26 protein-coding genes and 1 pseudogene are annotated in these 24,948 nt (G+C 62.2%); 16 read left to right on the forward strand and 11 right to left on the reverse strand.

Annotated elements, in window-relative coordinates:
* Positions 1 to 193 precede the first annotated feature (193 nt).
* Complete coding sequence (locus tag CO671_RS07210; protein WP_097605353.1) at positions 194 to 580, forward strand: GNAT family N-acetyltransferase; 387 nt, start codon at positions 194 to 196, stop codon at positions 578 to 580.
* An 8-nt stretch (positions 581 to 588) separates the two neighbouring features.
* Here the strand turns inward: CO671_RS07210 and CO671_RS07215 are convergent, their stop codons facing one another.
* Together CO671_RS07215 and CO671_RS07220 are read right to left on the reverse strand one after the other, a co-directional pair.
* The gene (locus CO671_RS07215; RefSeq protein ID WP_097605354.1) at positions 589 to 1,287 is read right to left on the reverse strand and encodes a hypothetical protein; all 699 of its coding nucleotides are present in this window, start codon (positions 1,285 to 1,287) and stop codon (positions 589 to 591) included.
* 118 nt (positions 1,288 to 1,405) lie between these two features.
* Complete coding sequence (locus CO671_RS07220) at positions 1,406 to 2,128, reverse strand: SOS response-associated peptidase (protein WP_097605355.1); 723 nt, start codon at positions 2,126 to 2,128, stop codon at positions 1,406 to 1,408.
* Positions 2,129 to 2,578: 450 nt separating this feature from the next.
* Between CO671_RS07220 and CO671_RS07225 the strand changes: the two genes are divergently transcribed.
* From CO671_RS07225 to dusA, 4 genes are all read left to right on the forward strand, one after another.
* Entirely contained in the window at positions 2,579 to 5,353 is a 2,775-nt protein-coding gene (locus CO671_RS07225; RefSeq protein ID WP_097605356.1) for a metal-binding protein, read from the forward strand.
* A 219-nt stretch (positions 5,354 to 5,572) separates the two neighbouring features.
* Positions 5,573 to 6,040 (forward strand): DUF3828 domain-containing protein, encoded by a 468-nt coding sequence (locus CO671_RS07230; protein ID WP_097605357.1) that lies wholly within the window; start codon positions 5,573 to 5,575, stop codon positions 6,038 to 6,040.
* 503 nt (positions 6,041 to 6,543) lie between these two features.
* The gene (locus CO671_RS07235; protein WP_003540801.1) at positions 6,544 to 6,756 is read left to right on the forward strand and encodes a cold-shock protein; all 213 of its coding nucleotides are present in this window, start codon (positions 6,544 to 6,546) and stop codon (positions 6,754 to 6,756) included.
* Between the two features lie 183 nt (positions 6,757 to 6,939).
* Positions 6,940 to 7,941 (forward strand): tRNA dihydrouridine(20/20a) synthase DusA, encoded by a 1,002-nt coding sequence (gene dusA / locus CO671_RS07240; RefSeq protein ID WP_097605358.1) that lies wholly within the window; start codon positions 6,940 to 6,942, stop codon positions 7,939 to 7,941.
* Between the two features lie 32 nt (positions 7,942 to 7,973).
* Here dusA and CO671_RS07245 read toward each other — a convergent pair whose 3' ends face one another.
* On the reverse strand, positions 7,974 to 8,930 hold the full coding sequence (locus tag CO671_RS07245; RefSeq protein ID WP_097605359.1) for a trypsin-like peptidase domain-containing protein: 957 nt from the start codon (positions 8,928 to 8,930) through the stop codon (positions 7,974 to 7,976).
* Between the two features lie 573 nt (positions 8,931 to 9,503).
* Between CO671_RS07245 and CO671_RS07250 the strand changes: the two genes are divergently transcribed.
* From CO671_RS07250 to CO671_RS07255, 3 genes are all read left to right on the forward strand, one after another.
* Positions 9,504 to 10,340, forward strand: a complete 837-nt coding sequence (locus CO671_RS07250; RefSeq protein WP_097605360.1) for an alpha/beta hydrolase — start codon at positions 9,504 to 9,506, stop codon at positions 10,338 to 10,340.
* 207 nt (positions 10,341 to 10,547) lie between these two features.
* Positions 10,548 to 10,724 (forward strand): hypothetical protein, encoded by a 177-nt coding sequence (locus tag CO671_RS33665; RefSeq protein WP_010031344.1) that lies wholly within the window; start codon positions 10,548 to 10,550, stop codon positions 10,722 to 10,724.
* 226 nt (positions 10,725 to 10,950) lie between these two features.
* Positions 10,951 to 11,166 (forward strand): hypothetical protein, encoded by a 216-nt coding sequence (locus CO671_RS07255; protein ID WP_010031346.1) that lies wholly within the window; start codon positions 10,951 to 10,953, stop codon positions 11,164 to 11,166.
* Positions 11,167 to 11,192: 26 nt separating this feature from the next.
* Here the strand turns inward: CO671_RS07255 and CO671_RS33670 are convergent, their stop codons facing one another.
* Complete coding sequence (locus tag CO671_RS33670; RefSeq protein WP_170964943.1) at positions 11,193 to 12,140, reverse strand: hypothetical protein; 948 nt, start codon at positions 12,138 to 12,140, stop codon at positions 11,193 to 11,195.
* 199 nt (positions 12,141 to 12,339) lie between these two features.
* On the opposite strand from CO671_RS33670, the gene CO671_RS07270 reads away from it, so the two are divergent.
* Entirely contained in the window at positions 12,340 to 12,846 is a 507-nt protein-coding gene (locus tag CO671_RS07270; RefSeq protein ID WP_097605362.1) for a BA14K family protein, read from the forward strand.
* Between the two features lie 163 nt (positions 12,847 to 13,009).
* Here the strand turns inward: CO671_RS07270 and CO671_RS07275 are convergent, their stop codons facing one another.
* The 4 genes from CO671_RS07275 to CO671_RS07295 all read right to left on the reverse strand — a co-directional run bounded on the left by CO671_RS07275 (position 13,010) and on the right by CO671_RS07295 (position 17,089).
* Positions 13,010 to 13,942 carry a DUF3313 domain-containing protein gene (locus tag CO671_RS07275; protein ID WP_245423918.1) on the reverse strand — a complete coding sequence of 311 codons (933 nt, stop codon included), beginning with the start codon at positions 13,940 to 13,942 and terminating at the stop codon, positions 13,010 to 13,012.
* Positions 13,943 to 13,984: 42 nt separating this feature from the next.
* Positions 13,985 to 15,331, reverse strand: coding sequence for a HAMP domain-containing sensor histidine kinase (locus CO671_RS07280; protein ID WP_170964945.1), 1,347 nt, complete (start codon positions 15,329 to 15,331; stop codon positions 13,985 to 13,987).
* Positions 15,331 to 16,002, reverse strand: a complete 672-nt coding sequence (locus CO671_RS07285) for a response regulator transcription factor (protein WP_097605365.1) — start codon at positions 16,000 to 16,002, stop codon at positions 15,331 to 15,333. The genes CO671_RS07280 and CO671_RS07285 overlap by 1 nt, the downstream gene beginning before the upstream one ends.
* A 565-nt stretch (positions 16,003 to 16,567) precedes the next feature.
* Positions 16,568 to 17,089: a helix-turn-helix domain-containing protein gene (locus tag CO671_RS07295; RefSeq protein WP_097605367.1), complete on the reverse strand. Its 522-nt coding sequence runs from the start codon at positions 17,087 to 17,089 to the stop codon at positions 16,568 to 16,570.
* Between the two features lie 89 nt (positions 17,090 to 17,178).
* Here CO671_RS07295 and CO671_RS07300 point away from each other — a divergent pair, with 89 nt between their 5' ends.
* Positions 17,179 to 17,820, forward strand: coding sequence for a dihydrofolate reductase family protein (locus CO671_RS07300; protein WP_097605368.1), 642 nt, complete (start codon positions 17,179 to 17,181; stop codon positions 17,818 to 17,820).
* Positions 17,821 to 17,878: 58 nt separating this feature from the next.
* On the opposite strand, the gene CO671_RS07305 is transcribed toward CO671_RS07300, so the two are convergent.
* The gene (locus CO671_RS07305) at positions 17,879 to 19,324 is read right to left on the reverse strand and encodes an adenylate/guanylate cyclase domain-containing protein (RefSeq protein WP_097605369.1); all 1,446 of its coding nucleotides are present in this window, start codon (positions 19,322 to 19,324) and stop codon (positions 17,879 to 17,881) included.
* Positions 19,325 to 19,585: 261 nt separating this feature from the next.
* On the opposite strand from CO671_RS07305, the gene CO671_RS07310 reads away from it, so the two are divergent.
* From CO671_RS07310 to CO671_RS07330, 5 genes and pseudogenes are all read left to right on the forward strand, one after another.
* Positions 19,586 to 19,795: a hypothetical protein gene (locus tag CO671_RS07310; RefSeq protein WP_010035595.1), complete on the forward strand. Its 210-nt coding sequence runs from the start codon at positions 19,586 to 19,588 to the stop codon at positions 19,793 to 19,795.
* Between the two features lie 155 nt (positions 19,796 to 19,950).
* Positions 19,951 to 20,124, forward strand: a pseudogene (locus CO671_RS07315) (O-methyltransferase); the annotation flags it as partial.
* A 397-nt stretch (positions 20,125 to 20,521) separates the two neighbouring features.
* Positions 20,522 to 21,334: a hypothetical protein gene (locus CO671_RS07320; RefSeq protein WP_097605371.1), complete on the forward strand. Its 813-nt coding sequence runs from the start codon at positions 20,522 to 20,524 to the stop codon at positions 21,332 to 21,334.
* A gap of 150 nt (positions 21,335 to 21,484) precedes the next feature.
* Complete coding sequence (locus CO671_RS07325; RefSeq protein WP_141514453.1) at positions 21,485 to 21,931, forward strand: hypothetical protein; 447 nt, start codon at positions 21,485 to 21,487, stop codon at positions 21,929 to 21,931.
* Between the two features lie 161 nt (positions 21,932 to 22,092).
* Positions 22,093 to 23,091: a DUF808 domain-containing protein gene (locus CO671_RS07330; RefSeq protein WP_097605372.1), complete on the forward strand. Its 999-nt coding sequence runs from the start codon at positions 22,093 to 22,095 to the stop codon at positions 23,089 to 23,091.
* A 72-nt stretch (positions 23,092 to 23,163) separates the two neighbouring features.
* Here CO671_RS07330 and CO671_RS07335 read toward each other — a convergent pair whose 3' ends face one another.
* Positions 23,164 to 23,541 (reverse strand): helix-turn-helix domain-containing protein, encoded by a 378-nt coding sequence (locus tag CO671_RS07335; protein WP_097605373.1) that lies wholly within the window; start codon positions 23,539 to 23,541, stop codon positions 23,164 to 23,166.
* A 131-nt stretch (positions 23,542 to 23,672) separates the two neighbouring features.
* Here CO671_RS07335 and CO671_RS07340 point away from each other — a divergent pair, with 131 nt between their 5' ends.
* Positions 23,673 to 24,512 carry an SDR family oxidoreductase gene (locus CO671_RS07340; RefSeq protein ID WP_097605374.1) on the forward strand — a complete coding sequence of 280 codons (840 nt, stop codon included), beginning with the start codon at positions 23,673 to 23,675 and terminating at the stop codon, positions 24,510 to 24,512.
* 123 nt (positions 24,513 to 24,635) lie between these two features.
* Here CO671_RS07340 and CO671_RS07345 read toward each other — a convergent pair whose 3' ends face one another.
* Entirely contained in the window at positions 24,636 to 24,872 is a 237-nt protein-coding gene (locus CO671_RS07345; protein WP_010035582.1) for a hypothetical protein, read from the reverse strand.
* Positions 24,873 to 24,948: the final 76 nt, after the last annotated feature.

The raw sequence follows: 24,948 nt of genomic DNA on the forward strand, positions 1-24,948 counted from the left end.
CACTTCATCCAGGCCCATGGCTCCTGCTACACATCCACTAAAATCCGTGTGCACACAGGAGTGACGGAGAAGAAGTGCTCGACCTTATGTAGGGCCGATAGGAGTCGCCGCCAGCAACTGATCCCATTGCGAAGCAACCGCAATTGACAGAGAAAACCCAACAAACGCCTCGACAACAAACGGGTCCCCTTTCGTGCCTGAACTCCGCATCGATCCCTTCCCCTCGCCCGCAGAGTTCAACACCCTCTGGTCCGCCGCCTGGAACACCCCCACCGCACCTGACTTCACCCGAATCCTGCCCCGCAGCCTCGCCCATGTCGGCGCCTATCACGACGGCAGGCTCGTCGGCTTCGTCAACGTCGCCTGGGACGGCGGCATCCATGCCTTCCTTCTTGACACCTGCGTTCACCCCGACATGCGCCGGCAGGGCATCGCCACGCAACTGGTCAGGGAAGCCACGCGGATTGCCCGCGAGCGCGGTGCCGAATGGCTGCATGTCGATTTCGAGCCGGATCTGACTTCCTTCTATCGCGCCTGCGGCTTCCGGCCGACCGAAGCCGGCCTCATCAAGCTGACATAGCCTCCTCCTCACCCAAACCCCATCCTCTCCTCGCCCTTTGCCAGCGCAAAATAAATCCGCTCCACGCGACAGGCTGCACTCCTCGCGCTCGCCTCATACCCCGCCGCCGGCCAGCCGCGCCGGGGGCTTCCATCGGCGGCGATCAGCCAATACCAGCGCTCACTTGAATCCATCAGGTCGATCTTGAAGATCCGTCCCATGCAGGCATCGCCGTCAAAGCCGATGAAATCGTCGCCGGGCTTTTCCTTCCAGGCGTGGCGCCATTTGCCCTTCGGCTTCTCGCCACTGGTGATCAACTCCCAGCTTTTCCAGCCATTAAAGTCCGATTGCGCGGTCAGGGAGCCGTCATAGGGCCTGTGATCGATCTGCAGGCAGCCTTCCAGAAACTCCGCCACAGAATGACAGAGGGTTGTCCACGCCTCGTCACTGTGCCGGGTCAGCTTGAAGGCAAGCTCGTCGGAGACATTCCTCAAGGCTGCGGCGATGGCGGAGGCGACGCCTTCCTTGCTCGCCGGTTCACCGCGCAGGCTGATGCAGAGATAAGTGCAGAGAAATTCCGCCGTATCCCGCGCGATCGGTTCAATGACATGCAGGTTGCGACGCTTGCCGATCTGATAGCCGCCGAAATCCCGAATGCGGCGCTGAGACTGTTTGCGAAGGGCATTGTTGAGGAACGACCGCAGGAGCGTTCCGATATCGTCTTGCATGCGTGGTCCTCTCCTCGTGAGGATGTGTTTGCCGCATGGTTTCGTGAATGGCTCCCGCCCGAGCCGGTGACATCAGAGCAATTCCGGACGCAAGACCGCCGCGGCTTGCCGGAAGTACCTAGATCAGCGTCGGCTCGGAATCGTCCTCGACCTCTTCGATGAGGTCGGGCCTGTCGTTTTTCGGCGAACCGACATCCCGGCCGATCTTCCACATCACCATCAGGTCCGCCGGGAAAGGCTTCATGAGATCGTAAGGATCCGGCTCGGGAGACAGCCACCGCTCGTAATCCGCGCGATGCAGGATAACAGGCATGCGATCGTGAATCTCCGCCATCATCGCGTTCGGCGCGCAGGTGACGATAGCGAAGTTGCGGATGGATACGCCTTTCTCGTCCTTCCACGTCTCCCAGATGCCGGCGAGCGCGAAGGCCGAGCCGTCCTTCATGGCGATGGCATAGGGCTGCTTGTTCCTGCCGGTGCCGTGAATGTCCTTCCATTCGAAGAAGCCGTTGATCGGCACCAGGCAGCGGCGCGAGCGGTATGCAGCACGGGACATGCCGTTGGAGCTGATCCCTTCGCAGCGGATATTGACTGGCGGCGGCCGGCCGCCGGGCTTGGCCCAGGCGGGCATCAGGCCCCAGCGCGCCACCACGAACATAGCGCCTGACGTATTCGGTTCGCGCACGATATCCCGGATGATAATAGGATAATCCTGCGACGGTGCGCCGTTCCAACGAGGGAAGCGATTTCCAAGCCCGTCGATATCCCCGCCCTTCACGGCAAAGGGAAAATTGCTGATCAGTTCTTCAAGCGATGTCTTGACGAAAATGCGTCCGCACATGGGCCCTCGCTGCCGACAGACTATTAGATGTTCTGATTATGTTCCGGAACCAGGTCCGGTCAACAAAGCGTCAGTTGTGCGCTTGCCGGAATGCCCCTCCCGCCTGGTACCGGGGCGGCAGGCCGATTGCCGGTTATGGAACGGCGATACTGAGCGCGCCGGGAAGAATAGTTTCGCACCTATAGCGAGAATTATATACGTCACGAATGAGTATAAATTAAAAGACTAAAATACGACTTTTGGTTTGCAAATTCAAAGTTATTTTCCAGTATTTCAGCCTTAGTTTTTCGTTAAAAAACCAAGAAAAAATCACAATTTTTCATTGAAAACATCACTAATGATTGGCATAGATCCCCGTGGGGTTGTCTTCCGCCGAACCAATAAACCAGTTCTTCCGCGGATTTCTGATTTTTCGAAGTACACCGCATCTATTGGGGGTAATTTTTAAATATGGCCTTGAATATACTGGACACCAACGGCGCCACAGTCACCAAGACCGGCGCCGAGTTCGAAGCCTACGACGTCATCCGCGACTCCGCTGCAAACCCTTCCGTACCTGTGATTCTTGTTGTTTCCGATGCCGGCGTGGTGGATCTGGCTGATGAGCTGGGCTCTGTCTCTGCACACGTGATTGGCTCTTACTACGGCAATGCGATTACGACGGACACGGGCAACGACACCATTTCAGGCAGCGACGGCAACGACACGCTGAACGGCGGCGCTGGCGACGATATCATCGGCGGTGGTAACGGCAACGACATATTGATCGGCGGCGCCGGCAACGACCTAATTATTGGCGGTGGCGTCCCCTGGCCGGGATCGGTAGATCAGCCGCAACTCACTGCCATTGACGCCGGTGATGGCGACGATTCCATAATCGTGGAGAGATACAATCCATTGATATCCGGAACAGTCGATGGCGGCGCCGGAATCGATACGCTGCAGTCCTCCTCGCTCGACGGTCTGACGATTAAGAACGTCGAAGTCCTTCAGACCTCGCCATATACTGTTACCGGTTCGAGCGCGCAGTTCGAAAGTTTTGATAAGATCATCGGATCGACAGATCCCTTATCCGAATTCTTTGCCTCTTTGGCGGTGACGGACAGCGCCCACCTCGATCTTTCCGACGAGTTGGCGGACCGTCGAGCCCATATCTCGGGCTGGAACAATCCCTCCGGCGTTGACGTCAAAACCGGCGATGGCGACGACGTATTTTCGGGCAGTGGCGTCAACGACATTTTCGACGGCGGCGGCGGCAATGACTTTCTCGCCGGCGAGGACGGCAATGACAAATTGACCGGCGGCGCCGGCGACGACCAGCTCAATGGCGGCGACGGCACCGACACGGCAGTTTTCGCCGGCAATTTTGCCGACTATTCCCTTTCCGTGGAAAATTTTGAAAAGGTCGTGACGAGCGGACTGGAAGGCACGGATACGCTGCAAGACGTCGAATTCGCGCAATTTGCCGATGGCGTCTACGATTTTGATAAGAACACTTTCACGGTCAACAGCACTCCTCCGGATATTCCTTTGAATATCCTGGAGACGAACGGCGCCACGATCACCAAGACCGGCGCCGAATTCGAAGCTTTCGACGTCATTCGCCACTCCGAGTTCAATCCTCTCGTCGCGGCCACCCTGGTTATCTCGGATTCCGGGACGGTAGACCTTTCCGACGAACTGGCCTCAAGCTCCGCAAATGTGACGGGTTCGAGCGGCGACGATACGATTACCACAGGCCCAGGCAACGACACGATCTCGGGCGGTGACGGCGCAGATACGCTGAACGGTGGCGCCGGAAACGATCACCTTCATGGCGGAATTGGCAATGACACGCTGAATGGCGGCGACGGCAATGACCAGATCTTCGGCGACGGCGGAAACGACGTCATCAGAAGCGGCGCCGGCAATGATACCATCACCGACGGTGATGTTGGCAACGTCTCTCCGGACCTCGGGCTCGTGCCGGAAGTCTTGGACATCGACGCCGGCGGCGGCAGCGATTCCGTCATCGTGCAGCCATTCGCCCCACTGATTTCCGGAACAATCAATGGCGGTGACGGGCTCGATACGCTGCAAGCCCCCGATCTAAGAGGTCTGACGATCGAGAACTTCGAAGTCCTTGACACTGCAAGATTTCAGGTTGCCGGTTCGAGCGCGCAGTTCGAAAGCTTTGATAGTATCGTCGGCTCGATCAATCCGTTCGACGTTGTTTCTCGCCCCTCACTGGCAATAACGGACAGCGCCCACCTCGATCTTTCTGATGAGCTGGGAGGCCACGGAGCTTTTATCACCGGCTATGGCTCCAGCATTGACGTCAAGGCCGGCGGCGGCGACGACCAGTTTACGGGCACCGACGGCAACGACCTTTTCGAGAGCGGCGGCGGCTACGACGTCATCGATGGCGGCGCCGGCACCGACACGGCGGTGTTCTCCGGTAATTTCGCCGACTATTGGCTCGGCGTCATCTACGACAATGAAATCCACATCGTGACGAGCATGAGCGGGCAGGACGGTGAGGATCGGCTGACCGACGTCGAATTCGCCCGTTTTGACGACGGCGTCTACGAATTCGCCACGCAAACATTCACGAGCACCAATAACGCGCCGACCAACATCCAGCTCTCGAAAACCTCCCTCTCCGAGGATACGCCGATCTGGACGACGGTCGGCCTGCTCAGCGCCAAGGATGCCGATGGCGACGCACTCACCTACACGCTCATCGACGGCGCCGGCGATCACTTCCGCCTGAAGGGCAATCGCATCGTCACCTCGAAAGCGCTGGACTATGAGACGGCGAAGTCCCACACGATCAAGGTGGCGGTCTCCGACGGCAAGGTCACGGTCGAGAAGGACATCACCATCAACGTGCTCGACGTCAACGAGGCCCCTGCCAACCAGGCGCCGATCAAGCTTTCCTTCTCGCGCAGCTCGATCTCCGAGAATGTCGCGGTCGGCACCTCGGTCGGCCTGCTCTCCGCCGTCGATCCGGAAGGTGGCGTGGTCAAGTGGCGGCTGACCGATAATGCCGACGGCATCTTCAAGCTCGTCGGCAACAAGCTCCAGACCAAGGCGGCGATCGACTACGAAAGCAACCACAGCCTGACCTTCACCGCCGAAGCCTATGACGCGGCCGGCAACACCACCAGCCACGACTTCACGCTGGCCGTGAAGGACGTCTTCGAGCTGCCGTCTTCGAGCCTCGCGCATGAGGCGCTGATCTAACACGACAGTTGCCGCCGACCAGAGATGCGTCGTAGGCGGCTTTCAACAGCGGTGGGGCTAGCAGTCTTGCAAGCCCCACCGGTGAGACTCTTCCGGCGGTCGTCGCGGGCGCCACCCGGAAACGGCGAGGCCGGCGGCCATGCGGACACGCTCCGAAAATGCCGCTCCACGTCGACGCCCGTTTCGGCTATGATTCTCCACCCATCCGAGGAGAGCCGCATGCGTCTGCCCACATTCATCCTCGCCCTCGCCGTCTCGGCATTCGCAGCTCTGCCCGCCTTGGCGGAGACCTACAAGACGCCGAAAGCGCTGCTCAAGGCGCTTTACAGCTACGACACCGATAGAAGCGACGCCGAGGCGCCGTCGCCCTATTCGATCTTCTTTTCCGACCACCTGAACAAGCTTCTCCAGACCGATCTCGACAACACGCCGGAAGGCGATGTCGGCGCGGTCGATTTCGACCCTGTCATTGCAGGCCAGGACGGCGAAGCGAGCAACGTCCGGATCGGCCAGCCGATCTTGCTGGACGACAAGGCCGAAGTGGAAGTGCAGTTCAAAAACGGCGAAGAGGTGACGCTGTTCTATACTCTGGTGCGCGAGCACGGCGGCTGGAAGGTTGACGACATCGCCAATCAGAAAGGCGATGCTCCCTGGAGCCTGACCGCGCTGTTGGGGGATGCGCAGTAGGCGGCGGCAGACCCAAGCGCGCTGCCACTCTTCTGCTCGTCAGAGAAGCGTCCCCGGCATGTCGGCAACGAGAGAGCGCATGCACCGAGCGCGAGCAAAGAGCAATGCAGGGTTGCTGCGCACCGCCTCGTTCCGTTTCGGCACGCCGATCCCGCTATGGCACAGCCGTGCAAGCATCTGCCAACTTTTCGTCAAGTAACTGAATCTTCGGCATTTCCTGTCACGATAAGAGGCATGCCACAATAATGGCGCTTGCCTTTTGACCGAAATGATGGCACGAATCCACCTACTCGGGCATTTGCATGCCGGTGACTGGACTGATGTGGCAATCCCTTCCGTTACGGAAGGAGACGCGGGAATACCCGCCTGCGTAGACGTTCTTTCCCCGTACGTGACTTCTCCGACTGACCCTTCGGCCCATCGATTCGGGGCGAAAGCTAAAGCCGTCCGCTTCCCCTCGGGGGCGCGGATACTACACAGACTAAGGGAAAAGGACGATCCCAATGGCCACCAAAGGCACCGTAAAATTCTTCAACCAGGACAAGGGTTTTGGTTTCATCACGCCGGACGGCGGCGCAAAGGACGTTTTCGTCCATATCTCCGCGCTGCAGGCTTCTGGCATCCAGTCGCTGCGCGAAGGCCAGCAGGTTACCTTCGACACCGAGCCGGACCGCATGGGCAAGGGCCCGAAGGCCGTCAACATCTCGGCTTCGTAAGTCGGATTTCCGCTTTTGCGGCATGAACGGCGCTCCGCTAGGGGCGCCGTTTGCGTTTGCGCTTGCGAATTTGTCGATCGCACCGGCAAGTGTTATATGCGCCTTTGACGATAATCCGCCGGCGCGCGGCAGGAGCGGCACCCTGCCGCGGCAGCCTGCGAACACAGGAAAAATGAAACGCCGATGACGCAGAAAAGGCCGATTTTTGCGGTCGCCCCGATGATCGACTGGACGGATCGGCATTGCCGCTATTTCCACCGCCAGATCAGCCGCCAGGCGCTGCTCTATACCGAGATGGTGGTCGCCGATGCGATCATCCACGGCCCGCGCGAGCGGCTGCTCGGCCATGACGTGGAGGAACATCCGCTGGCGCTGCAGCTCGGCGGATCGGACCCGGCCAAGCTTGCCGAGGCGGTGAGGATCGCCGAACCCTATGGCTATGACGAGATCAACCTCAATGTCGGCTGCCCTTCCGACCGCGTCCAATCGGGCACCTTCGGCGCCTGCCTGATGCTGACGCCGGAGACGGTGGCCGCATGTGTCGCGGCGATGAAGGCGGTCGCGACCGCGCCGGTGACGGTGAAATGCCGCACCGGCGTCGACGAGCAGGAGCCGGAAGAGGCCCTGCCCGCGCTTATTTCTCGTGTTCTCGATGCCGGCGCCGATGCGATCTGGATCCATGCGCGCAAGGCCTGGCTGAAGGGCCTCAGCCCGAAGGAGAACCGCGAGATTCCGCCGCTCGACTACGAGATCGTCTACCGGATGAAACAGCGCTGGCCCGAGGTCTTCATCGGCATCAACGGCGGCATCCGCACGCTCGACGAGGCTGCGAGCCACCTCGCCCATGTCGACGGCGTCATGCTCGGCCGGGCGGCCTACCAGAATGCGGCGGTGCTTGCCGACGTCGACCACCGCTTCTTCGGTGCGCCGGCGGCAGAACCCGACTGGCCGGCGCTCTGCGAGCGGATGATGGCCTATGCCGAGCGCCATATCGCCGGCGGCGGCCGGCTGCAGCACGTCGCGCGCCACATGGTCGGCCTCTTCACCGGCCTGCCCGGCGCCCGGCGCTACCGCCAGATCCTCTCCACCGACGCGGCAAAAAGCGGCGCCGGACCGGAGGTGCTGGCGGCAGCCTTCGCGGCCGTGGATTTTTCCGGGACGGAGCAGGAAGCGGTCAGCGCCTGACGTGACGTTATGCCTTCGTCGCCACCCACGGCTTAAGACCGCGCCATCGGCAGCAAGATCTTCCTCTCGATCCGGCCGGCCACCGAGAACACCAGGATTTCCGTTTCTCTGCCGATCCGGCTGCCATCCATCAGCCTGACAATATCGTCGACGCCGCCGACCGGGCTGGCGTCGATGGCGAGGATGTAATCGCCCTCCTGCAGCCCGCCTTTTGCCGCCGGCCCGTCCGGCTCGACACGCCGGATGCGCACGGAGGTCGTCTGCACCGTGCCCGCCGCAAGCGCCACCCGGCGCGGCAGCACGATCGTGTCGCCGGCAATCCCGATGAAAGCACGCCGCACCTGGCCGTAGCGGAGAATTTCCGAAACGACGAAATTGGCCGTATTCGACGCCACGGCAAAGGCAATGCTCTGTGCGCCCTGGATCACGGCGGTGTTGACGCCGATGACCTCGCCGCCCGAAGACACCAGCGGCCCGCCGGAATTGCCGGGATTAAGCGCGGCGTCGGTCTGGATGACATCTTCCATCAGCCGGCCGCTTGCCGCCCGCATCGAGCGGCCGAGCGCCGAGACGATGCCGGCAGTGACGGTCCATTCGAAGCCCAGCGGGTTTCCGATCGCGATCGCGATATGACCCCTGCGCAGGCGCTGGGAGTCGCCGAGCCTCGCCCAGGCCCCGGTGCTCGCATTGGCCCGAACAAGGGCGATATCGGTATCGATATCGCGGCCGAGCACACGCCCCTCGGTGATGAATCCGTCCGGCGTCGTGATGCGAACGAGCTTGGCGTCATCGACGACATGGCTGTTGGTGACGATCAGGCCATCGGGCGAGACGGCAAAGCCCGACCCGTGCCCCTGCCGGCCTCCCACCCGCTCGATCCGGCTGACCGCCGGCCCGACCATGTCGACGGCGGCTGCGATCGATTGCGAATAGGCATCGATCAGCGCCCCGTCATCCCCGGAGGCGATGTCCTTATCCATGTAGCCCATGATCTGTTCCTCTGGCGGCAGCAACGGCCGTCCCGCCGCCGGCAAAGCAATCGCGTTTGCGATCGTTCGCCATGGCGCTGTTCCGAAAGAAATAGATGGTTGGGCGTCGATCCGCGTTCAAGTGAGCGCCAGCGCAGCCTGCAATCCCGGCACAACAGGAGGGAACGCGACCCTAGCCGAACGGATATATCGAACTACCGCGACAGATATATTGAACGAGTGGAGATAAAATGGCTCATTGCTGACATCAGCCGGCATCTCGGCCGCTTGCCGCGACGAGATGCGGGGGATCAAAGGAATGTTCACAGCGCGAAGCAGTCAGGCAAGGCGCGCCATGTCCCGTCGCCGCGACCGGAAGGATGGGCGCCGAGTACGGATAACCGCCTATCAAACATCTGTCATATCAATGGAATAGAGTTAGGTGTTCAATAAGCGCATCATCATATCTTCAGTCGATCTTGATCCCCGCAGGTGCGGTTCTCCGGCCCCTGGCGTAACGGTTGCTCGTGGCCTTGCCAATCCCGCCTGCAACGGTCTGTATTAGTCCAATCCAACCAACCAAGGAGTTATGACATGAGCACAGTCACAACCAAGGACGGCGTCGAGATTTTCTACAAGGATTGGGGGCCGAAGACCGCCCAGCCGATCATGTTCCACCACGGTTGGCCGCTGAGCGCCGACGACTGGGACGCCCAGATGCTGTTCTTCCTCGAGAAGGGCTACCGCGTCGTCGCTCATGATCGGCGCGGCCACGGCCGCTCCACCCAGGTCAGCGACGGCCACGACATGGATCATTACGCCGCCGATGCGTCAGCCGTCGTCGAGCATCTCGATCTCAGGAACACCGTCCATGTGGGCCATTCCACCGGGGGCGGCGAAGCGACCCATTATGTCGCCCGCCACGGCCAGCCGCAGGGCCGTGTTGCCAAGCTCGTCATCATCGGCGCCGTGCCGCCGCTCATGGTCAAGACGGATGCCAATCCCGGCGGTCTGCCGATCGACGTTTTCGACGGCCTGCGCCAGCAGCTCGCCGCCAATCGCTCGCAGTTCTACCACGACCTGCCGGCCGGCCCGTTTTACGGCTTCAACCGGCCGGACGCGAAAGTGTCGGAACCAATCATCAACAATTGGTGGCGCCAGGGCATGATGGGCGGCGCCAAGGCGCATTACGACGGAATCAAGGTGTTCTCGGAAACCGACTTCACCGAGGATCTGAAAATCATCACCGTGCCGACCCTCGTCATGCATGGCGACGACGACCAGATCGTGCCGATCGCCGCCTCCGCCCTGCTCTCGTCCAAGCTGCTGCAGAACGCCACGCTCAAGGTCTACGAGAAACTCCCGCACGGCATGTGCACCACCCATGCCGATATCATAAACCCCGACATCTTCGCTTTCATCAAAGGCTGATGCCCAGGCCGCCGGGCGCTAAAGCGTGTCGCGATCTTTCAGATTCGCTTGTCACGCTTTAGGTCTTTGTTTTTACGCATGTCTTTATCGCAAAACCGCAGCACACTTTTGCGAGACATGCTCTAACGAGGCGCCTGGCGGCCATGCCGTTTTCCGGTAAAACGGCTTTCGCATGAAACCGTTTTCGCCGGTTTGCGTTTAGCGGCCATGAAAAGAGAACGCGAACCCTCATCAAAGGCTTACCGGCAGGATCGTTTCGAAAATACCGAGCGAGCCGCCAAGGAGACCATCGAGGCGGAGCAGCGGGCTCGTCGGGAAAAGACCAAGCGGCTGAAAGAACTGCGCTTGTCGCAGCAGGGCGGCAAGGACCCGGCAACCAGGTAGATCTGTGCTGATACCGTCAGTCCGCCCACCTCCATGCCCTCGCCCGCGTCTGCGCGCGCCTCGATTTCAAACCCGCGTGTTTTTCGGACGCGTATGGGGCGCTGCAACATCTTGAACCGTTGCACTGGTTTTTCATTTCAGACGTTCGCCCATCTTGCGGAGCAAGGTTTGCGAAATTATCTTTTGCGCAATAGCGATTCACGGCATCGAAAAAGGGCAGACTGCGATGTCAGACAAGCTGTTCAGCACGCGTGACGAACCGCTCGCTTCGGAGGACCTCGCTGTTTGCAGGCGTGTCCACGAAGCCCTTTGCAGCGGGCTCGATATCGACAGGTCAAGCGAGGAAGCCGATCGTCTCGGCGCCCTCATCATCGAGCTTTACCGGCAGGGTGTGCATGACGAGACCCAGCTTCGCCTGCTTGCCGGCGGCAAGCGAGGCTGATCGGGCACGTTATCCCAGGCGCGCGATCAGAGGCCGGTGGTTTCCGCGCTCGTCGACGCCGAGGTTTCAGTCGGATCGATGGCTGGCGTGGTGTCGGTGGTTCCCGATACCTCTTCGGCGCTGCCGGTGTCGGCTTCCGGCGTTTCCGCGGTCACGGCAGGATCTGTCGTCTCGCTGCCCTCGACCGCATCGCTAGTCTCGGTTTCGGTTCCCTCTGCAGGGGTTTCCGCCGCCGGGGCCTGCGCCGCCATGGTCTCCCGCATCTGGTCAATCGTGCCGACCGCCGTGCCGACGCCGAGTGCGTCCTTTGCCCAGCTTAGGGCCGCAGGGCTGACCGTGCCGGTCTTGGAGGCGGAAGCGAGCGCGGCCGCCAGCGCGGCGTCGCCAAGAGCGGGATCGTCGGCCGGCGGGGCAGCCCCGTTGGCCAGTTCATACTGCGCATAGGCGGTGGCGAATGCCGCGATCCCAGCCATGCGCGGATCCGCAGTCTTCATGAGGGCATGGAAATTGCGCTTTAGGGAATTGAGACCAGCGAGCTCGGCCGCTGGCTTCTTCGCTGGCTTTGCCGCAGGGGCCGAGGCGATGGTCGTCTTCTTTGCCGAGCCCTTCGTGCTGACGGTCTGCTTAGCAGACTTCGCCCTGCCGGCCTGGCCGGTCTGGACCGCTTTGCCGGCGCCCTTGGCGCTGCGGCCGTTCTCGGTCTTGCCGCTGGAGTGGGTGCTGCTCTTTCCGCTGCCGCTGTTGCTGCTGCCGCCGCCGTGGCTTCCGCCGCTGTTGCCGCTGCCGCTCCCACCGCCATGGCCGCCGCCACCGCCGTTGCCGCCGCCGCCTCCTCCTCCGCCGCCGTTGCCGCCGCCGCCTCCGTTGCCGCCCTTGGCGAATGCAGGCGAGAGATCGGTAGATAGAATGGTGAGAGGTGAAAGCGCCACTGTCGTGGAGAGACAGAGAACGCCGAGAAGCCTGGAGAGCCGCATGATAATCCTTCCGCACTGGAGTGCCGTTGCATCAGGATTGAACCAGCAAGCCCATAAAGATCTAATTGAGCAACTGCTTTCAATTTGAACTTCCTGCCGAATATTTCGGCGAGAAATGCCTCCATCATTCCCAGAATGAAACTAAATCCCTACCCTCGCGTTATGCCCTCGATACATCCGTTTACCCAAGGTGAGTGAAATGAACAGATTCGCCATCATTGCCCTGTCGATAGCGACGGCCTTCTCCGGAACGCCGGTTTCGGCAGGCCCGGTCTTCGTGCCGAGCCCGGTGCAATCGGCGGCCCAGCCGGCGCCGGGGGATAACGATGCCCGGATCATGACCGTCGGCTGCAGCAGGTTCTCGATCGTCTGCTCCCGCTATGGTGAAAGGCGCAGACATTACAGCGATCGCCGTTACTACCGTGACCGCAGCTACTATCGCGACCGCGACTACTATCGTGACGACCGCTACGGCTGGGATCGCCGCTATCACCGGCGGTATCACCGTCGTGACAATACCGGGGCCATCATCGGTGGCCTGGCAGCCGGCGCTCTGATCGGCGGCATCATCGCCTCGCAACCGCGAGCCTATGGTTCGCGTGGCTACAGCTCGCATGCCGAATATTGCTACGCCCGCTATCGGTCGTACCGCGCTTACGACAATACCTATCAGCCAAATTACGGCCCGCGCCGTCAGTGCCGCTGATCGGGTTTAACAATCCCAACAGCCAGCCCCGCATCAAGATGCGGGGCTTTTTGCTGTCACACGCCTGAGTAAAACACCCGCAAAAGACGGACGGAGCACGGCTTTTCCGTCCCGGCTCCGTCCGTCCCGTCAGCCCAGCCTCGGGGTGGGGCTGAGCACGCGGTCAATAAGCAGCGGCCGGCTTCGGCTTCTTTTCCGTCCATTGCGGCGGCGCGCCATATTTGGCAGCGACGGCGCCGACCAGCCCGGGCTCGCGGCCGAAGGCATCGCAGGCGACGTATTTCGGCTTGCCGCCGAGCCAGGATTTCATCCGCTGGCGCGAGGGAAGCGAGAGGTCCAATCCCTTCGGCTCCTTGCCTGCGATCAGCATGCGGGAAAATTCGCTGCTGAACTTGGAAGCCAGGCCGTAGGCGTCGCCCACCTCGGAAACGCGCGGATTGTTCTGCAGTGAATTTGCCCCGCGCGCCCAGACCATCGCCGCCCGCTGCGCGCCCGATTTGTCGACACCCTCGGCTTCCACCGCCAGCCCGCCGAGCCCGACCGGCAGGCGCGGCACGCCGACCGGCAGCGCAAAGCCCGTGCCGACGGTGACGACCGTGGAAACGCCCGCCATCGTCTTGTTGGTCGGCACGATGTCGGTGACCATCGAGCGGATCGTCAGGTCCGCGCTCTCGCCTGCCGCCACCATCTGGTATCTGTCGCTCAGGGAAATGCAGAGCGCCCGGTCGAGCGCGTTCGAGACCATCGCCCGGTCGGCCGGCGATTTGATGCGGCTTGCCGCAGCGAAGCCGAAGCGGGTCGGCTCGATGGCGACCGTCTTGATCGGGGCGAGACTGAGGCCATCGACATAGACGCGCGATTTCGAAAGCTTGCCCTTCGGCGCACCGAGATTGGAATAGGTGGAGAGCGTCCCGCTCTCCTTGAGCGGTACCGAGCTGCACCCGGCCGCAGCCGCGACCAGCGCCAGCGGCAATGCGAGGGACACTGCTTTCGAAGCCCTTGAAAAAGATGAAATAAAAGGATTGCTGCGCACTCTGCATGGCCTCCGTCGCCGATAATGTGCGGGGAAATTGGCGGCGAAGAATTGCCGCAGCATTACATGGTTCCCGGCAGCATCGGTTGCCGGAAACAACCGGCGTCATCTGAGTTGGATCGCCACCTCGGTACCGGCCGCAGCGCTTGCGATGCGAACCTCGCCGCCATGGTTCAGGGCGATCTGCTTGACGAGGCTGAGGCCGAGGCCGGCCCCCGTGCTCTTCGGAGTGACGCGGTAGAAGGGCTCGAACACCAGCTCCCGGTGCTCGGCCGGAATGCCCGGCCCCTCGTCGGTGACGCTGATCCGCCCGCCGCCTATATCCGAGACTGAGGCCGTGATCATGCCTCTGTTGCCGCCATGGTCGATGGCGTTGCGCACCAGATTGCTGACGGCCCGCGGCAGCGCCGAAGGGCTGCCCTTGCGTTTCAGGCTCTCGACCTCGCTCTGAAACGAGATCTGGTAACCGGCGCCGATAGCGAGCGGCGCAAGGTCGGCCACCACGCCGCGGGCGATCTCGACGAGATCGACAGTCTCCTGGAGATCGCTCGCCTGGTCGTTGCGCTCGAAATCGAGCAGCTGTTCGGCCGTCTCGGCCAGGCGCGCGACATCGTCGAGCAACCGCCTGCGATCCTGCCCTTCCGCCGTCCCGTCGATCCGGGTCTGCATGATCGCGATCGGTGTCCTCAGCTCATGCGCCGCATCGATCAGAAAGTGCTGCCGCTTGCGGAACTCGTTTTCCAGCCGGCCGAGCGCCTCGTTGAAGGCAACCACCAGCGGCGCGACCTCCCTCGGAATGCCGTCGAGCGGCAGGCGCGCATCGTAGCGGCGCGGCTCGATCTCCGAGGCTTTGCGGGCAACCTCGCTGACGCTGGCAAGGCCCCGCCCGACGATCCTGGGAACGGCAAGAAAAACCGCGGGCAAGGCAATGGTCAGCAGCGGCACATAGATCGGATAAACGGCGCCCATCAACGTAATAACCGGCCAGCCCTTGTCGGCGACGCCGCCGAACAGAACCCTGAGCTCGCCGATGCCGGTCTCGACGCTTTCCACCGAGGCGATCTCGTCCGTGCCGACCGATCCCCTGATATCGGCCCCTTCGAACAGATAGGTCAGACGCACAAGCTCGGCGTAGACTGGAGGAACGGTCCCGTAGGAGACGAAAGACCCGTTCGTCGTCGCCGCCACATACCAAAGCCCGTCATACTGCCGCTTGAGCGCCTCGAGCTCCGGCGTATCCCTTATTTCGAGCCGTCCTTCGGCATCGAGCGCAGCGGCCGGAGCCAGCGCCGCGGTCACATGATCCTCCAATGCGACATTCGGAGAGAGGATCGTCGCGCCATAGAAGCAGAGCCCGATGGTGACGGCCGTCACCACGCCGACGAAGACCAGGCTGAGCTGCCAGCTGAGCCGCCACCAGAGCGACGGATTGGTGTTTTCTGCCCCGCCCATCATTCTTCCTTCAGGAGATAGCCGACGCCGCGGATATTGTGGATCGAAACCTGCGCACCGGCATCGGCAAGCCGCTTGCGCAGCCGCGATATATGGGCGTCGAGCGCGTTCGACTGGATTTCTTCTTCATAGTTGTAGACGGCCGCCTCCAGCGTCGAGCGCAGCACGGTCTTTTCCTTGCGCCTGGCAAGCGCGGCAAGCACCAGCAGCTCGCGCCGGGGCAGATCGAGCGGCGTATCGCCGACGGTGACGCTCAAATGCAGGGGATCGATCACCATCCGCCCGGCCGTGATCTTCAGCTCGGAAAGGCTCGGCGGCCGCCGCAGCACGGCCCTCAGCCGCGCCATCAGTTCCTCGACGAGAAACGGCTTGCCGAGATAGTCGTCGGCGCCGAGGTCGAGCCCTTCCACCCGCTCCTTCGGCGCGTTCAGCGCCGTCAGTACGATGATCGGCGTATCCTTGCCGGTGCGCCTCAGCTCCGGAATGAAGCGCAGCCCCTCGCCGTCGGGCAGACGCCGGTCGAGCAGGATCGCGTCATAGGGGTTCTGCCGCGTCAGCTCCACGGCATCACCCAGATGCACCGTGTGATCGGTCACGATCCCATGCTTGCCGAGCGCCGCAGTCAGCGCTTCGGCCAGCTCCTTCTCATCCTCAATCAGCAGAATCCGCATCGCCCAACCACCCCTTGCGTCCCTGTCTCGGCCGCAAGGGTTGCAGCAACATTGCGGAACTTGAAAGGCAGCCGGTCATGCTGCTGCAATTGTTGCTACCGAGGATCAGGCAGCACAATGCAGGACCTCAAGATGACCCGTCTCAAATCCATCCTCCGCATCTTCGAAACGTATCTCCTCTCCGCCTGCATCCTCGCCAGCCTGCTGGCAGGGCCGCTGATCATATTGTTCGTGAGGTAGAGATGCGCGAGTGACCGATGCCCTACCAGGCCAGGCGTTCGCGACGAAAACAGTGAAGAAGCGTCGTGCCGTGCAGCGCTCATCCGACCCTTCGGGCCACCTTCTCCCTGCCGGGGAGAAGGGAAAATGCCGCTTCGGCATCGATCTCATCATGTATTGCCTTGAAGGTCGCTTTCGTTCGGGCACTTCGCGAACGCCTTGCTCCCTCTTCTCCCCAGCGGGGGTCCGAAGGACGGGGTCGAGACCCGTGGCTCGACCCCCGGTCGGTGGCCCGAAGGGTCGGATGAGGGGGCTGCCCGGCACACCTTCCAATATCGCTCTTCGCTTACGCCACCCCAGCCGCCATCTTCTCCCGCACCTCCAGAAACGCCGCCGTCAGCCGCGCCAGCACCGGCGAAGTCACCGTCCCGTTCGCCCCGCCGACCGGATCGACGATATGAATCCGCCGCAGATCCTCCATGAATTCGTCCCAAAGCGGCTGCCCGCCTTCTTCGAGAAGCTGCGCGCGAATGCTCAGATCCTCCGTCACCGGCAGGTGGCGCCTGCCCCAGGCGCCGATCACGGCGAAGACGGGCACGAGTTGGATCGCCGGCTCCGTCAGGCTGTAGATTGCCTTCTGGCTGTGGCTCGGATCGTCCCGCTTGCTGATGAAGCCGAGCGAGAGCAGCCGTTTCAGCCGCGCCGCCAGAATATTGGAGGCGATGCCCTCCTCCGAATTGTTGAGGAGATCGCGGAAATGCCGGCGGTTGCCAAACATGATGTCGCGGATGATGATCAGGCTCCACCGGTCACCCAGCACTTCCATCGTTAGGTTGATCGGGCAGCCGGACCGCAATTCAATATCCACGAAGCATCTCCAGTAAAAACCAGTTGCATTATAGGATCACTCATGCAAGAAAACAACTAGTTTCATATTGCAATCATATGGAGGACAGCATGGCCAAGGTGCGCGTTGCAGGCTTTTCCGTTTCCGTGGACGGTTTCGGCGCCGGCCCGGAGCAGAGCCTGAATGATCCCCTGGGAAAGCGGGGGCCGGAAATGTTCCAATGGTTCTTCCATACCCGCACCTTCCGCGCCATGACGGGCAAGGACGACGGCTCTGAAGGCATAGACCAGGATTATGCCGCCCGCGCCATGGCCGGTTTCGGCGCCTTCATTCTCGGCCGCAACATGTTCGGCCCGATCCGCGGCGAGTGGCCGGACGATGCCTGGAAAGGCTGGTGGGGTCCGAACCCGCCATACCACGCGCCGACTTACATCCTCACCCATTATCCGCGCGAGCCGATCGTCATGGAAGGCGGCACGACCTTCCACTTCATCACCTCAGGCATCGAGGAAGCGCTCGACAAGGCGAAGGCCGCCGCGGGCGACAAGGACGTCAAGATCGGCGGCGGCGTGGCGACCGTGCGGCGATATCTGCAGGCCGGCCTGATCGATGAACTGCACTTCGCCGTCGCCCCCGTCGTGCTCGGCAAAGGCGAAGCAATGTTTTCAGGCATCGACCTGCCGGATCTCGGTTTCCGCGTCACCGAACATGTCGCCAGCGAACACGCCACCCATATCGTGCTCGCGAAATAATTGCCGGCTCAGGCCGTCCGGGCAAGGCGGTCGCAAGGGTCGCCTGCTCGCGTCAGATCTAACCCGGCATCACCCGGTATACGCATGCCGTTCCCTCGACGCCCCGCAGCGGGGCCTCGAAGGCGGCCAGCCGGTGGCCGGAAAGCAACTGGGCGACACCAGGTGCCGAAAACAGCGCTTCGGAAATGCAGATCTCGCCGGCATCGGCCAGCGACTGCACCCGGGCGGCGACATTGACGGTCTGCCCGAAATAATCGAGGTTGTCGTTCAAGGTCACGGCGATGGACGGGCCGCAATGGGCGCCGATCTTCAGGATGATGCTGGGATCGCCATGTTCGCTGTTGAAGCGCTCGATTTCCCCAAGCATATGCAACGCCGCCGAAACCGCATCGGCCGGGCGGGAGAAGGCAGCCATCACGGCATCGCCGATCGTCTTGACGATTGCGCCCGAATGCTCCTGCACTGTGGCCCCGAGCAAGGCGAAATGTTCGCGCACCAGCGCATAGGCGTTGAGATCGCCGAGCCGTTCGTACATCGCCGTCGAGCCCTTGAGATCGGTGAACAGCAGCGTCACCTGGCGGATGCCGAGCCCTTCCCTCTCGTCGACGCACTCGGAGCGGAACAGCCGCCGGAAGGTCTGGCGTGCCAGCAGCATGCCGCCCGACATGTAGGGATCGAAGTCGAGAACCGGCTTGGTGGTCTGCGCCAGGATCTCCGGCGGCCAGTTGATCAGCAGCAGCGAGCCGCGCATGGCCGCCGAGTTCTCGATTTCGACGATGACAGGACCGGGCCGCACCGCCGGCAGCGATGTGGAGAACCGCTGCCCGTCATATCGGACACGCAGGAGCGTCGGCACCGTCACGGCCTCGCCTGCCACCGGCAGTACGAAGCTCGCCTGGGTCTGCACATTTATGCCGGCGAGCGCCCCGGGGCCGAGCTCAGCCCTCACCGTCGTGACGGATGCGGGCGCCAGAAAGGTCAGGCCGCGCACCATCCCCTTGAGGACATCGAGAAAGCGGGCCTGCTGGCCGGGCAGCCGCGCATCGCTCAGAAACCGCGCCTTCCAATGAAAATCCTCGACCGAAAGCGAGCCAGGATCGTGAAACGGCAGCCGGCGCAACTGCGGCGACACCGTGAAGGTCACTTCGATGAAGTCGTCGAGGTCCGTTTCGCCGGAGACGTCGCAAAGACCGCAGACATAGTGGGTCTTCAGCGTCCGCAACGCGCCGAAACTGTCGAGCACCATGCCGGATTGGGGACAGACGACGTCCCAGCTCATCTCGAACAGACCGCTGCGCGTCGCATGGAGAAAGAGATCGATGCTTTCGGCTTCGGAGATCGCTTGGTTGCGCGCGAAAGCCAGCGGATTGATGCGGTAGAGCGAGAAATCGTCGCCGCCGCGGATCAGGCTTTCGAACTTGCAGATGACGCGCGGGCTCCAGGACCGGGCAAGCTCCATCTCGGTCATCTTGCTGTCGAGGAGTCGTTCCTGAACATCGCTCATCTCACACCTGCGCCTCGATTGGCCAGGCCATGGGATCCACGGCGGCTCCCGCAATTATAGCAAAAAACAGGCCGTGCGTCCGCCTTCGGCAGCCTTGGACCCGGCAACGGCAAGGCTCGCCCGGCGGCCGCCGGACCGCGCCAAAATAGCTGTAGCTTTGCTTCGGAATAAGCGTAGAGTCGCTACGTCGGCCCACTGGATCATCGGCGAGACCGCTTGAGAGACCATATATGCTCTCGCCGCCTCATGGGGGGAACGACTGTGCTCCTATGCCAAATCCCGCTCGACGATTGCGAGATAGCGACTGTCACCGACGCCGTCCGGCAATGGTGCGAAGAGAGGAAGCTCGACATCGACGGCATCGAAGGCCGCCGTGCCATCACGCTTGCCGTCGATCTCATCCAGACCAACCCCGGCCACCGCCACGACCAGCTTCTTGCCGAACTGTCAAAACGGATGGCCCGCCAATAGAGGCGGCCATCGACGCGAGACACGGCGCTGCGGGAAGCGACAGGTGAACTGTTCAAGCCGCACCGATAATGCGCTGATGTGGAAACATGCCGTGGCCTTTCTGGAAAACGGCCGCTTCCTTTGCTGAACGCCTGCCGTCCCCGGCTCGGCCTCTCGCCAAGGCGCTCTATCGCGATATCCTGGAACTGGTGGAAGACCGCCTGGGACCGGGCGCCCTCATCGTCGCCGACAACGCCGATGTCAGCCCGGACTATCTCGCCCGCGTCCGCACCCCCGCCGCCGGCTACCTCTCGACGCCGTTCGCCGACGATATCGAGCTGTCGATGCGGGTTAAGATCAGGAGTCTGAGCGGGCGTTCCACAGCGAAGTCTGCCCTTCGCTTCCGCTCAGGCACTCGCTCCTACCGTCGCTCGCCCCCGCATCTGCCCTGACGGGCATCTTCTCCCCGCTGGGGAGAAGCGGAATCGCGGCAGCGCCTCGCTCTCATTGATACCTCAACTGTGGGAACGACGCCGTGCGGCTTGCCCCTCTTCTCCCCAGCGGGGAGAAGATGCCGGCAGGCAGATGAGGGGGCCACACGGCATAACTTCCACCGCCTTGGCCTTGCTACACAAAGCGAACGGCAAATATCGAACAACCTACCGCTCCTCACACTTCCCCACCCATCTTGCACATCCCCACTCCCTCACCTAAGGCAATGCAACTTCCCTTCCGCAAGGCCGCCCGGTGCTCCGCTTCATCCTCCACGCCCTCGCCGCTCTCATCCTGACGCTGCTCACCCTGATCGGCGGCGTCGCCTATCTCATCGCCCTCGCCGCCGCGCGCATATGCGGCCTTAGGCGATTTCCCGCCAAGCTCGCACTCTTCCTTTTGTGCTACGCCGCCGCGACCGTCGCCACACAGTTTGCCGCACCGGCATTCGGCCGCGTTCCACTCTCCTGCCTGTCAAGCGCCGAAGACAGGCTCATCGTCCGCTCGCCGATCTACTGCGCGCTCAACCGCAACTACGTCACGCCCAAGCTTCGCGATCTCGCAGAGGCGCTCGCCACGCACATGGACAAGCAATTTCCCGGCACCGTTACTATCGCGCTGGATGCAAACTTCCCCTTCGTCAACGGTTTCCCGCTGCTGCCGCATCTCTCGCATGCTGACGGCAAGAAGCTTGATTTCGCTTATTATTACAAGGATGCCGGCGGTGCCTTCCTGAATGGCGCCACCCGCTCGCCGATCGGTTATTTCGCCTTCGAGGAGCCCGGCCCGGGCGACGAACTGCCCTGCGCGGGCCGCCATGACTGGCTCACCACCCGCTGGAATTTCGATGCGCTGCAGCCATTGTTCCCGGCCTACCGGATCGAGGAACAGCGCACCGCGGCGGCGGTCGCCTGGCTGACGACGGAAGGGGTCGCGCGCTTTGGCCTGCAGAAGATCTTCATCGAACCGCATTTGAAGAACGCGCTCGGCATCACCGACGCCCATGTCCGCTTTCAGGGCTGCCGGGCCGCCCGCCACGACGACCATCTTCATATCCAGATCGAGTGAGCGCAGTCGAACTGCCAGCTCGCCTCCCGCTTGCACGAAAGGGGAAATCCGTTAGATCTGCCTAAGCACGAAAGCTTCCGCAGGAAGCTCTGATTTTTGAGGTGAATTATGGGGCATCATATCGTCGCAGTCGTCGGATCGCCCGCCGCCGTGGCGGCAATCGTCCAGGCGGCAGATTGCCCTAAACCCACGGCACTGCCGTTCGGCCTTGAGATCGCTCCGTTGGGCGATCGGCAGATCGATCGACTGACGAAACTTCAGCCCGGCGCCCACCGCGACGGCTTCAGAAGCCTCTCGGCCGCGCTCGAGCAGGCTCTGGCGACCGCCTCTGGACAGGGCCTGCTGGCCTATATCGAGACGGAATATTTCGGCGGAACCGGTTCCCAGGCAGCCGCCGCATTCGCGGACGGAGACATGATATTCAGTGCCGCAAAACCGGATACGCGGGACCCGATCGGCCCGGACGACCCAATTAACGCAGCCTTGCGACGTCTCGGCGTCGAGGCCGCCGGCCATGCCGACGCGTTCGCTGCTCTGGGGCTCGGCCGCTTCCGCAGCCTTGAACACCTCGGCCTTGACGAAGACGAGGATGACTAGATGCCAGCAAAATCTATGCTTGGCCGCCGGATTGAACGCCGGCCCAGTGATCCGCCTGCCACGTTGATCGGGCGCCGCAACCATCCGTGGCAGCGCCTCTTTCCGGCTGCCGCCCGATTGGCTATTTTCGCCATCCATGTCCCTAAACGAGAGGTTTGCTTGTGAGTGTCGGCCTGATTGCCCTGCTTGATGATGTTGCCGCGCTTGCAAAGGCGGCCGCTGCTTCCCTGGACGACGTGGTCGCTCAGGCAGGCAGAGCCGGCGCCAAAGCCGCCGGCGTCGTGATCGACGACGCTGCCGTCACGCCGCGTTATGTGACCGGCCTGTCGGCGGCGCGCGAACTGCCGATCATCGCGAAGATCGCCGTCGGCTCCCTCAAGAACAAACTTCTGTTCCTCCTGCCGGCAGCGCTCGTCCTCAGCCTTCTGGTGCCGCAGGCGGTGACGCCGTTGCTCATGCTCGGCGGGCTCTACCTCTGCTACGAAGGCGCCGAAAAGGTCTACGAGCTCGTCGTGCCGCACGCAGCCCATTCACACGAGGCGGGGCTCGAGTCGATCAGCGTCGATCCGAAGACCTTCGAGGACGAAAAGGTCGCGAGCGCCATCAGGACCGATTTCATCCTGTCCGCCGAAATCATGGCGATCACGCTCGGCTCCCTGTCCGAGTCGGGGCTGGCGATGCAGGCGCTGGTTCTCGCCCTGGTCGGAATCATGATCACGGCTGCAGTCTACGGCGTCGTCGCTCTGATCGTGAAGGCGGACGATTTCGGCCTCTGGCTTGCCCAGCGCTCCTCCCCTTCTCAAGCCGGCGCGCCCCTGCGCATCCTCGGGCGCGGTCTGGTGAAGGGCATGCCTTATCTTCTCAAGGTGCTCGGCCTGATCGGGACAGCGGCGATGATCTGGGTCGGCGGCGGCATCATCGTGCACGGCGCCGAAACCTTCGGCCTCGCCTGGCTGAGCCATCTCCTCCACGATAGCGGGGAAGCCGTCGCCCACGCAGTGCCGGCCGGCGGCGGCGTGCTTTCCTGGCTGGTTCAGGCGGCCGGCGCGGGTCTCGTTGGCATCCTCATCGGGCTGGCGACAATCCCGGCCGTCGGCTACGTCGTTTCGCCCGCATGGCAGTGGTGCGCGACACGTTTGCGCCGGATCAGGACCGCGTGAGCGAGCGGCAGCCGCGCTGCGCCGTGCTGACCGTCGACAGAAACACCTGATGCGCCCACAACGCCTCGTCCGTCAACCGGCATCCCTTTCGTCATAGGCACGCTGCGCCGCAAGGATCTCATCCATATTCTTCTCTGCCCAATGGGTGAGCGCCGAAACGGTCTCCGTCAGGGTGCACCCGAGCGGCGTCAGCGCATATTCGACGGTCACCGGCACGGTTGGAAAGATCGTGCGCGAGATCAAGCCGTTGCGCTCGAGCTTTCTCAGCGTTTGCGAGAGAACCTTCTGCGATATGCCCTTGATCTCGCGGCGGATGTGGTTGAAACGCAACGGCCCGCCCCGCAGCCGGTCGAGGATCAAAAGCGCCCATTTGTCTGCCAGCCGGTCGAGTACAAGCCTCGTCGGGCAACGATCCTCGTAAACATTATAGGCCTGCTCTGGCATCGTCATCCGCTCCCGCCTTCCTGCTGCGGTTTCCCCGAGGAAACCAGGTGAGAAAAAAGTGCTCTCTTTTCCAATCCTATTTTCCCTGTATCTATCCCACGGAAAGATAGTTTCCAATAGAAACCATGGAGAATTACATGAGCAGCAAGATTCTGGTTATCGGCGCAACGGGCACCGTCGGCCGGCATGTGGTGGACGGGCTCTTGGCAAAGGGCGAGGCCGTCAAGGCCGCCTCCCGCGCCGGCAAGCCCATGGCAGGCGCAGAGGGCGTCGTCTTCGACTATGCCAAGCCGGAAACCTTCGGGCCTGCCTTCGATGGCGTCGATCGCGCCTATGTGCTGCTTGCCTCCGGCCATGCCGATGCCAAAGGCATGCTGCTGCCGGTCATCGAAGCGGCCGCGACCCGCGAGGTTAAGGTTGTGCTCCAGAGTGCGTTCGGAGTGGATGCCGATGACGCCATCCCCTATCGCCAGGTGGAGATCGCGCTTGAAAAATCCGGCACTCCCTATGTCATCCTGCGTCCGAACTGGTTTTCCGACAACTTCCACACCTTCTGGAAGCCCGGCATCGACCACGGCCAGATTGCCCTTCCTGCTGCCGAAGGCAAGTCGAGCTTGATCGATGCCCGCGACATCGCGGCAAGCGGCGTGGCGGCACTCACCTCCTCGTCCTTCGACGGCAAGGCCTTCAACCTGACTGGGCCGGAAGCGCTGTCCTATATGCAGGCCGCTGCCATCCTCTCCGAAGCGATCGGCAAGCCTGTCGCCTATAACGCCGTCTCCGACGAGGCCTTCATCGACATGCTGACCGGCGCCGGCGTACCGGCGGACTACGCCGGCTTCCTCGCCTCGATCTTCTATCCCGTGCGCGAGGGCTGGACAGCCGTCGTGAACGGCGATGTCGAGACTCTGACCGGCAAGGCCCCGCGTTCACTGCAGACTTATGCGGCCGATTATGCCGCAGCGTTGAAGGCGTAGTCAGAACGACGAATGCAGACGGCGGATCGCCGCCGTCTGCCCGCGACACCAGGGTTAACCGATCGGCCACGCACCGGCTTGCACGGCTTACTACCGGTCTCGAGCAGCAACGGCGCTCCTCAATCACGCCTCAGCCGATCGGGAAACCGCTTTCTTGACGCGGCGGGATCCGCAAACGCCGCAGACCCGATGTCCCAGGCGGTAAAGCGCGCGGCATGCGTAGAGGATAACTAGGACTGCGAAAACTGCGATCGCCAGCAGAAAAGTGATGTCGTAATCTGCCTCCAGGAGAACTTCGAGCGGCGTCTCAAAATAACGAAAGAATCCCCCATTGCTTGCCTTCTGCTCTTGGCCGTCCATGGCTGCTCCGTAGCCTCATTTATTGACACGTGGTGATGCGACGAAGATCTTGCAACCACCGTGCCACCGTGCCACC

Origin of the sequence: Rhizobium sp. M10 (assembly GCF_002531955.1) — a bacterium.
Taxonomy (GTDB): Bacteria; Pseudomonadota; Alphaproteobacteria; order Rhizobiales; family Rhizobiaceae; genus Rhizobium; species Rhizobium etli_C.

What these genes read in the sequence shown, in the direction of transcription:
- CO671_RS07215 (WP_097605354.1), bottom strand. Translation starts at nt 1,287, where the DNA reads ATGCAAGACGATATCGGAACGCTCCTGCGGTCGTTCCTCAACAATGCC.
- CO671_RS07220 (WP_097605355.1), bottom strand. Translation starts at nt 2,128, where the DNA reads ATGTGCGGACGCATTTTCGTCAAGACATCGCTTGAAGAACTGATCAGC.
- CO671_RS07225 (WP_097605356.1), top strand. Translation starts at nt 2,579, where the DNA reads ATGGCCTTGAATATACTGGACACCAACGGCGCCACAGTCACCAAGACC.
- CO671_RS07230 (WP_097605357.1), top strand. Translation starts at nt 5,573, where the DNA reads ATGCGTCTGCCCACATTCATCCTCGCCCTCGCCGTCTCGGCATTCGCA.
- CO671_RS07235 (WP_003540801.1), top strand. Translation starts at nt 6,544, where the DNA reads ATGGCCACCAAAGGCACCGTAAAATTCTTCAACCAGGACAAGGGTTTT.
- dusA (WP_097605358.1), top strand. Translation starts at nt 6,940, where the DNA reads ATGACGCAGAAAAGGCCGATTTTTGCGGTCGCCCCGATGATCGACTGG.
- CO671_RS07245 (WP_097605359.1), bottom strand. Translation starts at nt 8,930, where the DNA reads ATGGGCTACATGGATAAGGACATCGCCTCCGGGGATGACGGGGCGCTG.
- CO671_RS07250 (WP_097605360.1), top strand. Translation starts at nt 9,504, where the DNA reads ATGAGCACAGTCACAACCAAGGACGGCGTCGAGATTTTCTACAAGGAT.
- CO671_RS33665 (WP_010031344.1), top strand. Translation starts at nt 10,548, where the DNA reads ATGAAAAGAGAACGCGAACCCTCATCAAAGGCTTACCGGCAGGATCGT.
- CO671_RS07255 (WP_010031346.1), top strand. Translation starts at nt 10,951, where the DNA reads ATGTCAGACAAGCTGTTCAGCACGCGTGACGAACCGCTCGCTTCGGAG.
- CO671_RS33670 (WP_170964943.1), bottom strand. Translation starts at nt 12,140, where the DNA reads ATGCGGCTCTCCAGGCTTCTCGGCGTTCTCTGTCTCTCCACGACAGTG.
- CO671_RS07270 (WP_097605362.1), top strand. Translation starts at nt 12,340, where the DNA reads ATGAACAGATTCGCCATCATTGCCCTGTCGATAGCGACGGCCTTCTCC.
- CO671_RS07275 (WP_245423918.1), bottom strand. Translation starts at nt 13,942, where the DNA reads ATGCTGCGGCAATTCTTCGCCGCCAATTTCCCCGCACATTATCGGCGA.
- CO671_RS07280 (WP_170964945.1), bottom strand. Translation starts at nt 15,331, where the DNA reads ATGGGCGGGGCAGAAAACACCAATCCGTCGCTCTGGTGGCGGCTCAGC.
- CO671_RS07285 (WP_097605365.1), bottom strand. Translation starts at nt 16,002, where the DNA reads ATGCGGATTCTGCTGATTGAGGATGAGAAGGAGCTGGCCGAAGCGCTG.
- CO671_RS07300 (WP_097605368.1), top strand. Translation starts at nt 17,179, where the DNA reads ATGGCCAAGGTGCGCGTTGCAGGCTTTTCCGTTTCCGTGGACGGTTTC.
- CO671_RS07305 (WP_097605369.1), bottom strand. Translation starts at nt 19,324, where the DNA reads ATGAGCGATGTTCAGGAACGACTCCTCGACAGCAAGATGACCGAGATG.
- CO671_RS07335 (WP_097605373.1), bottom strand. Translation starts at nt 23,541, where the DNA reads ATGACGATGCCAGAGCAGGCCTATAATGTTTACGAGGATCGTTGCCCG.
- CO671_RS07340 (WP_097605374.1), top strand. Translation starts at nt 23,673, where the DNA reads ATGAGCAGCAAGATTCTGGTTATCGGCGCAACGGGCACCGTCGGCCGG.
- CO671_RS07345 (WP_010035582.1), bottom strand. Translation starts at nt 24,872, where the DNA reads ATGGACGGCCAAGAGCAGAAGGCAAGCAATGGGGGATTCTTTCGTTAT.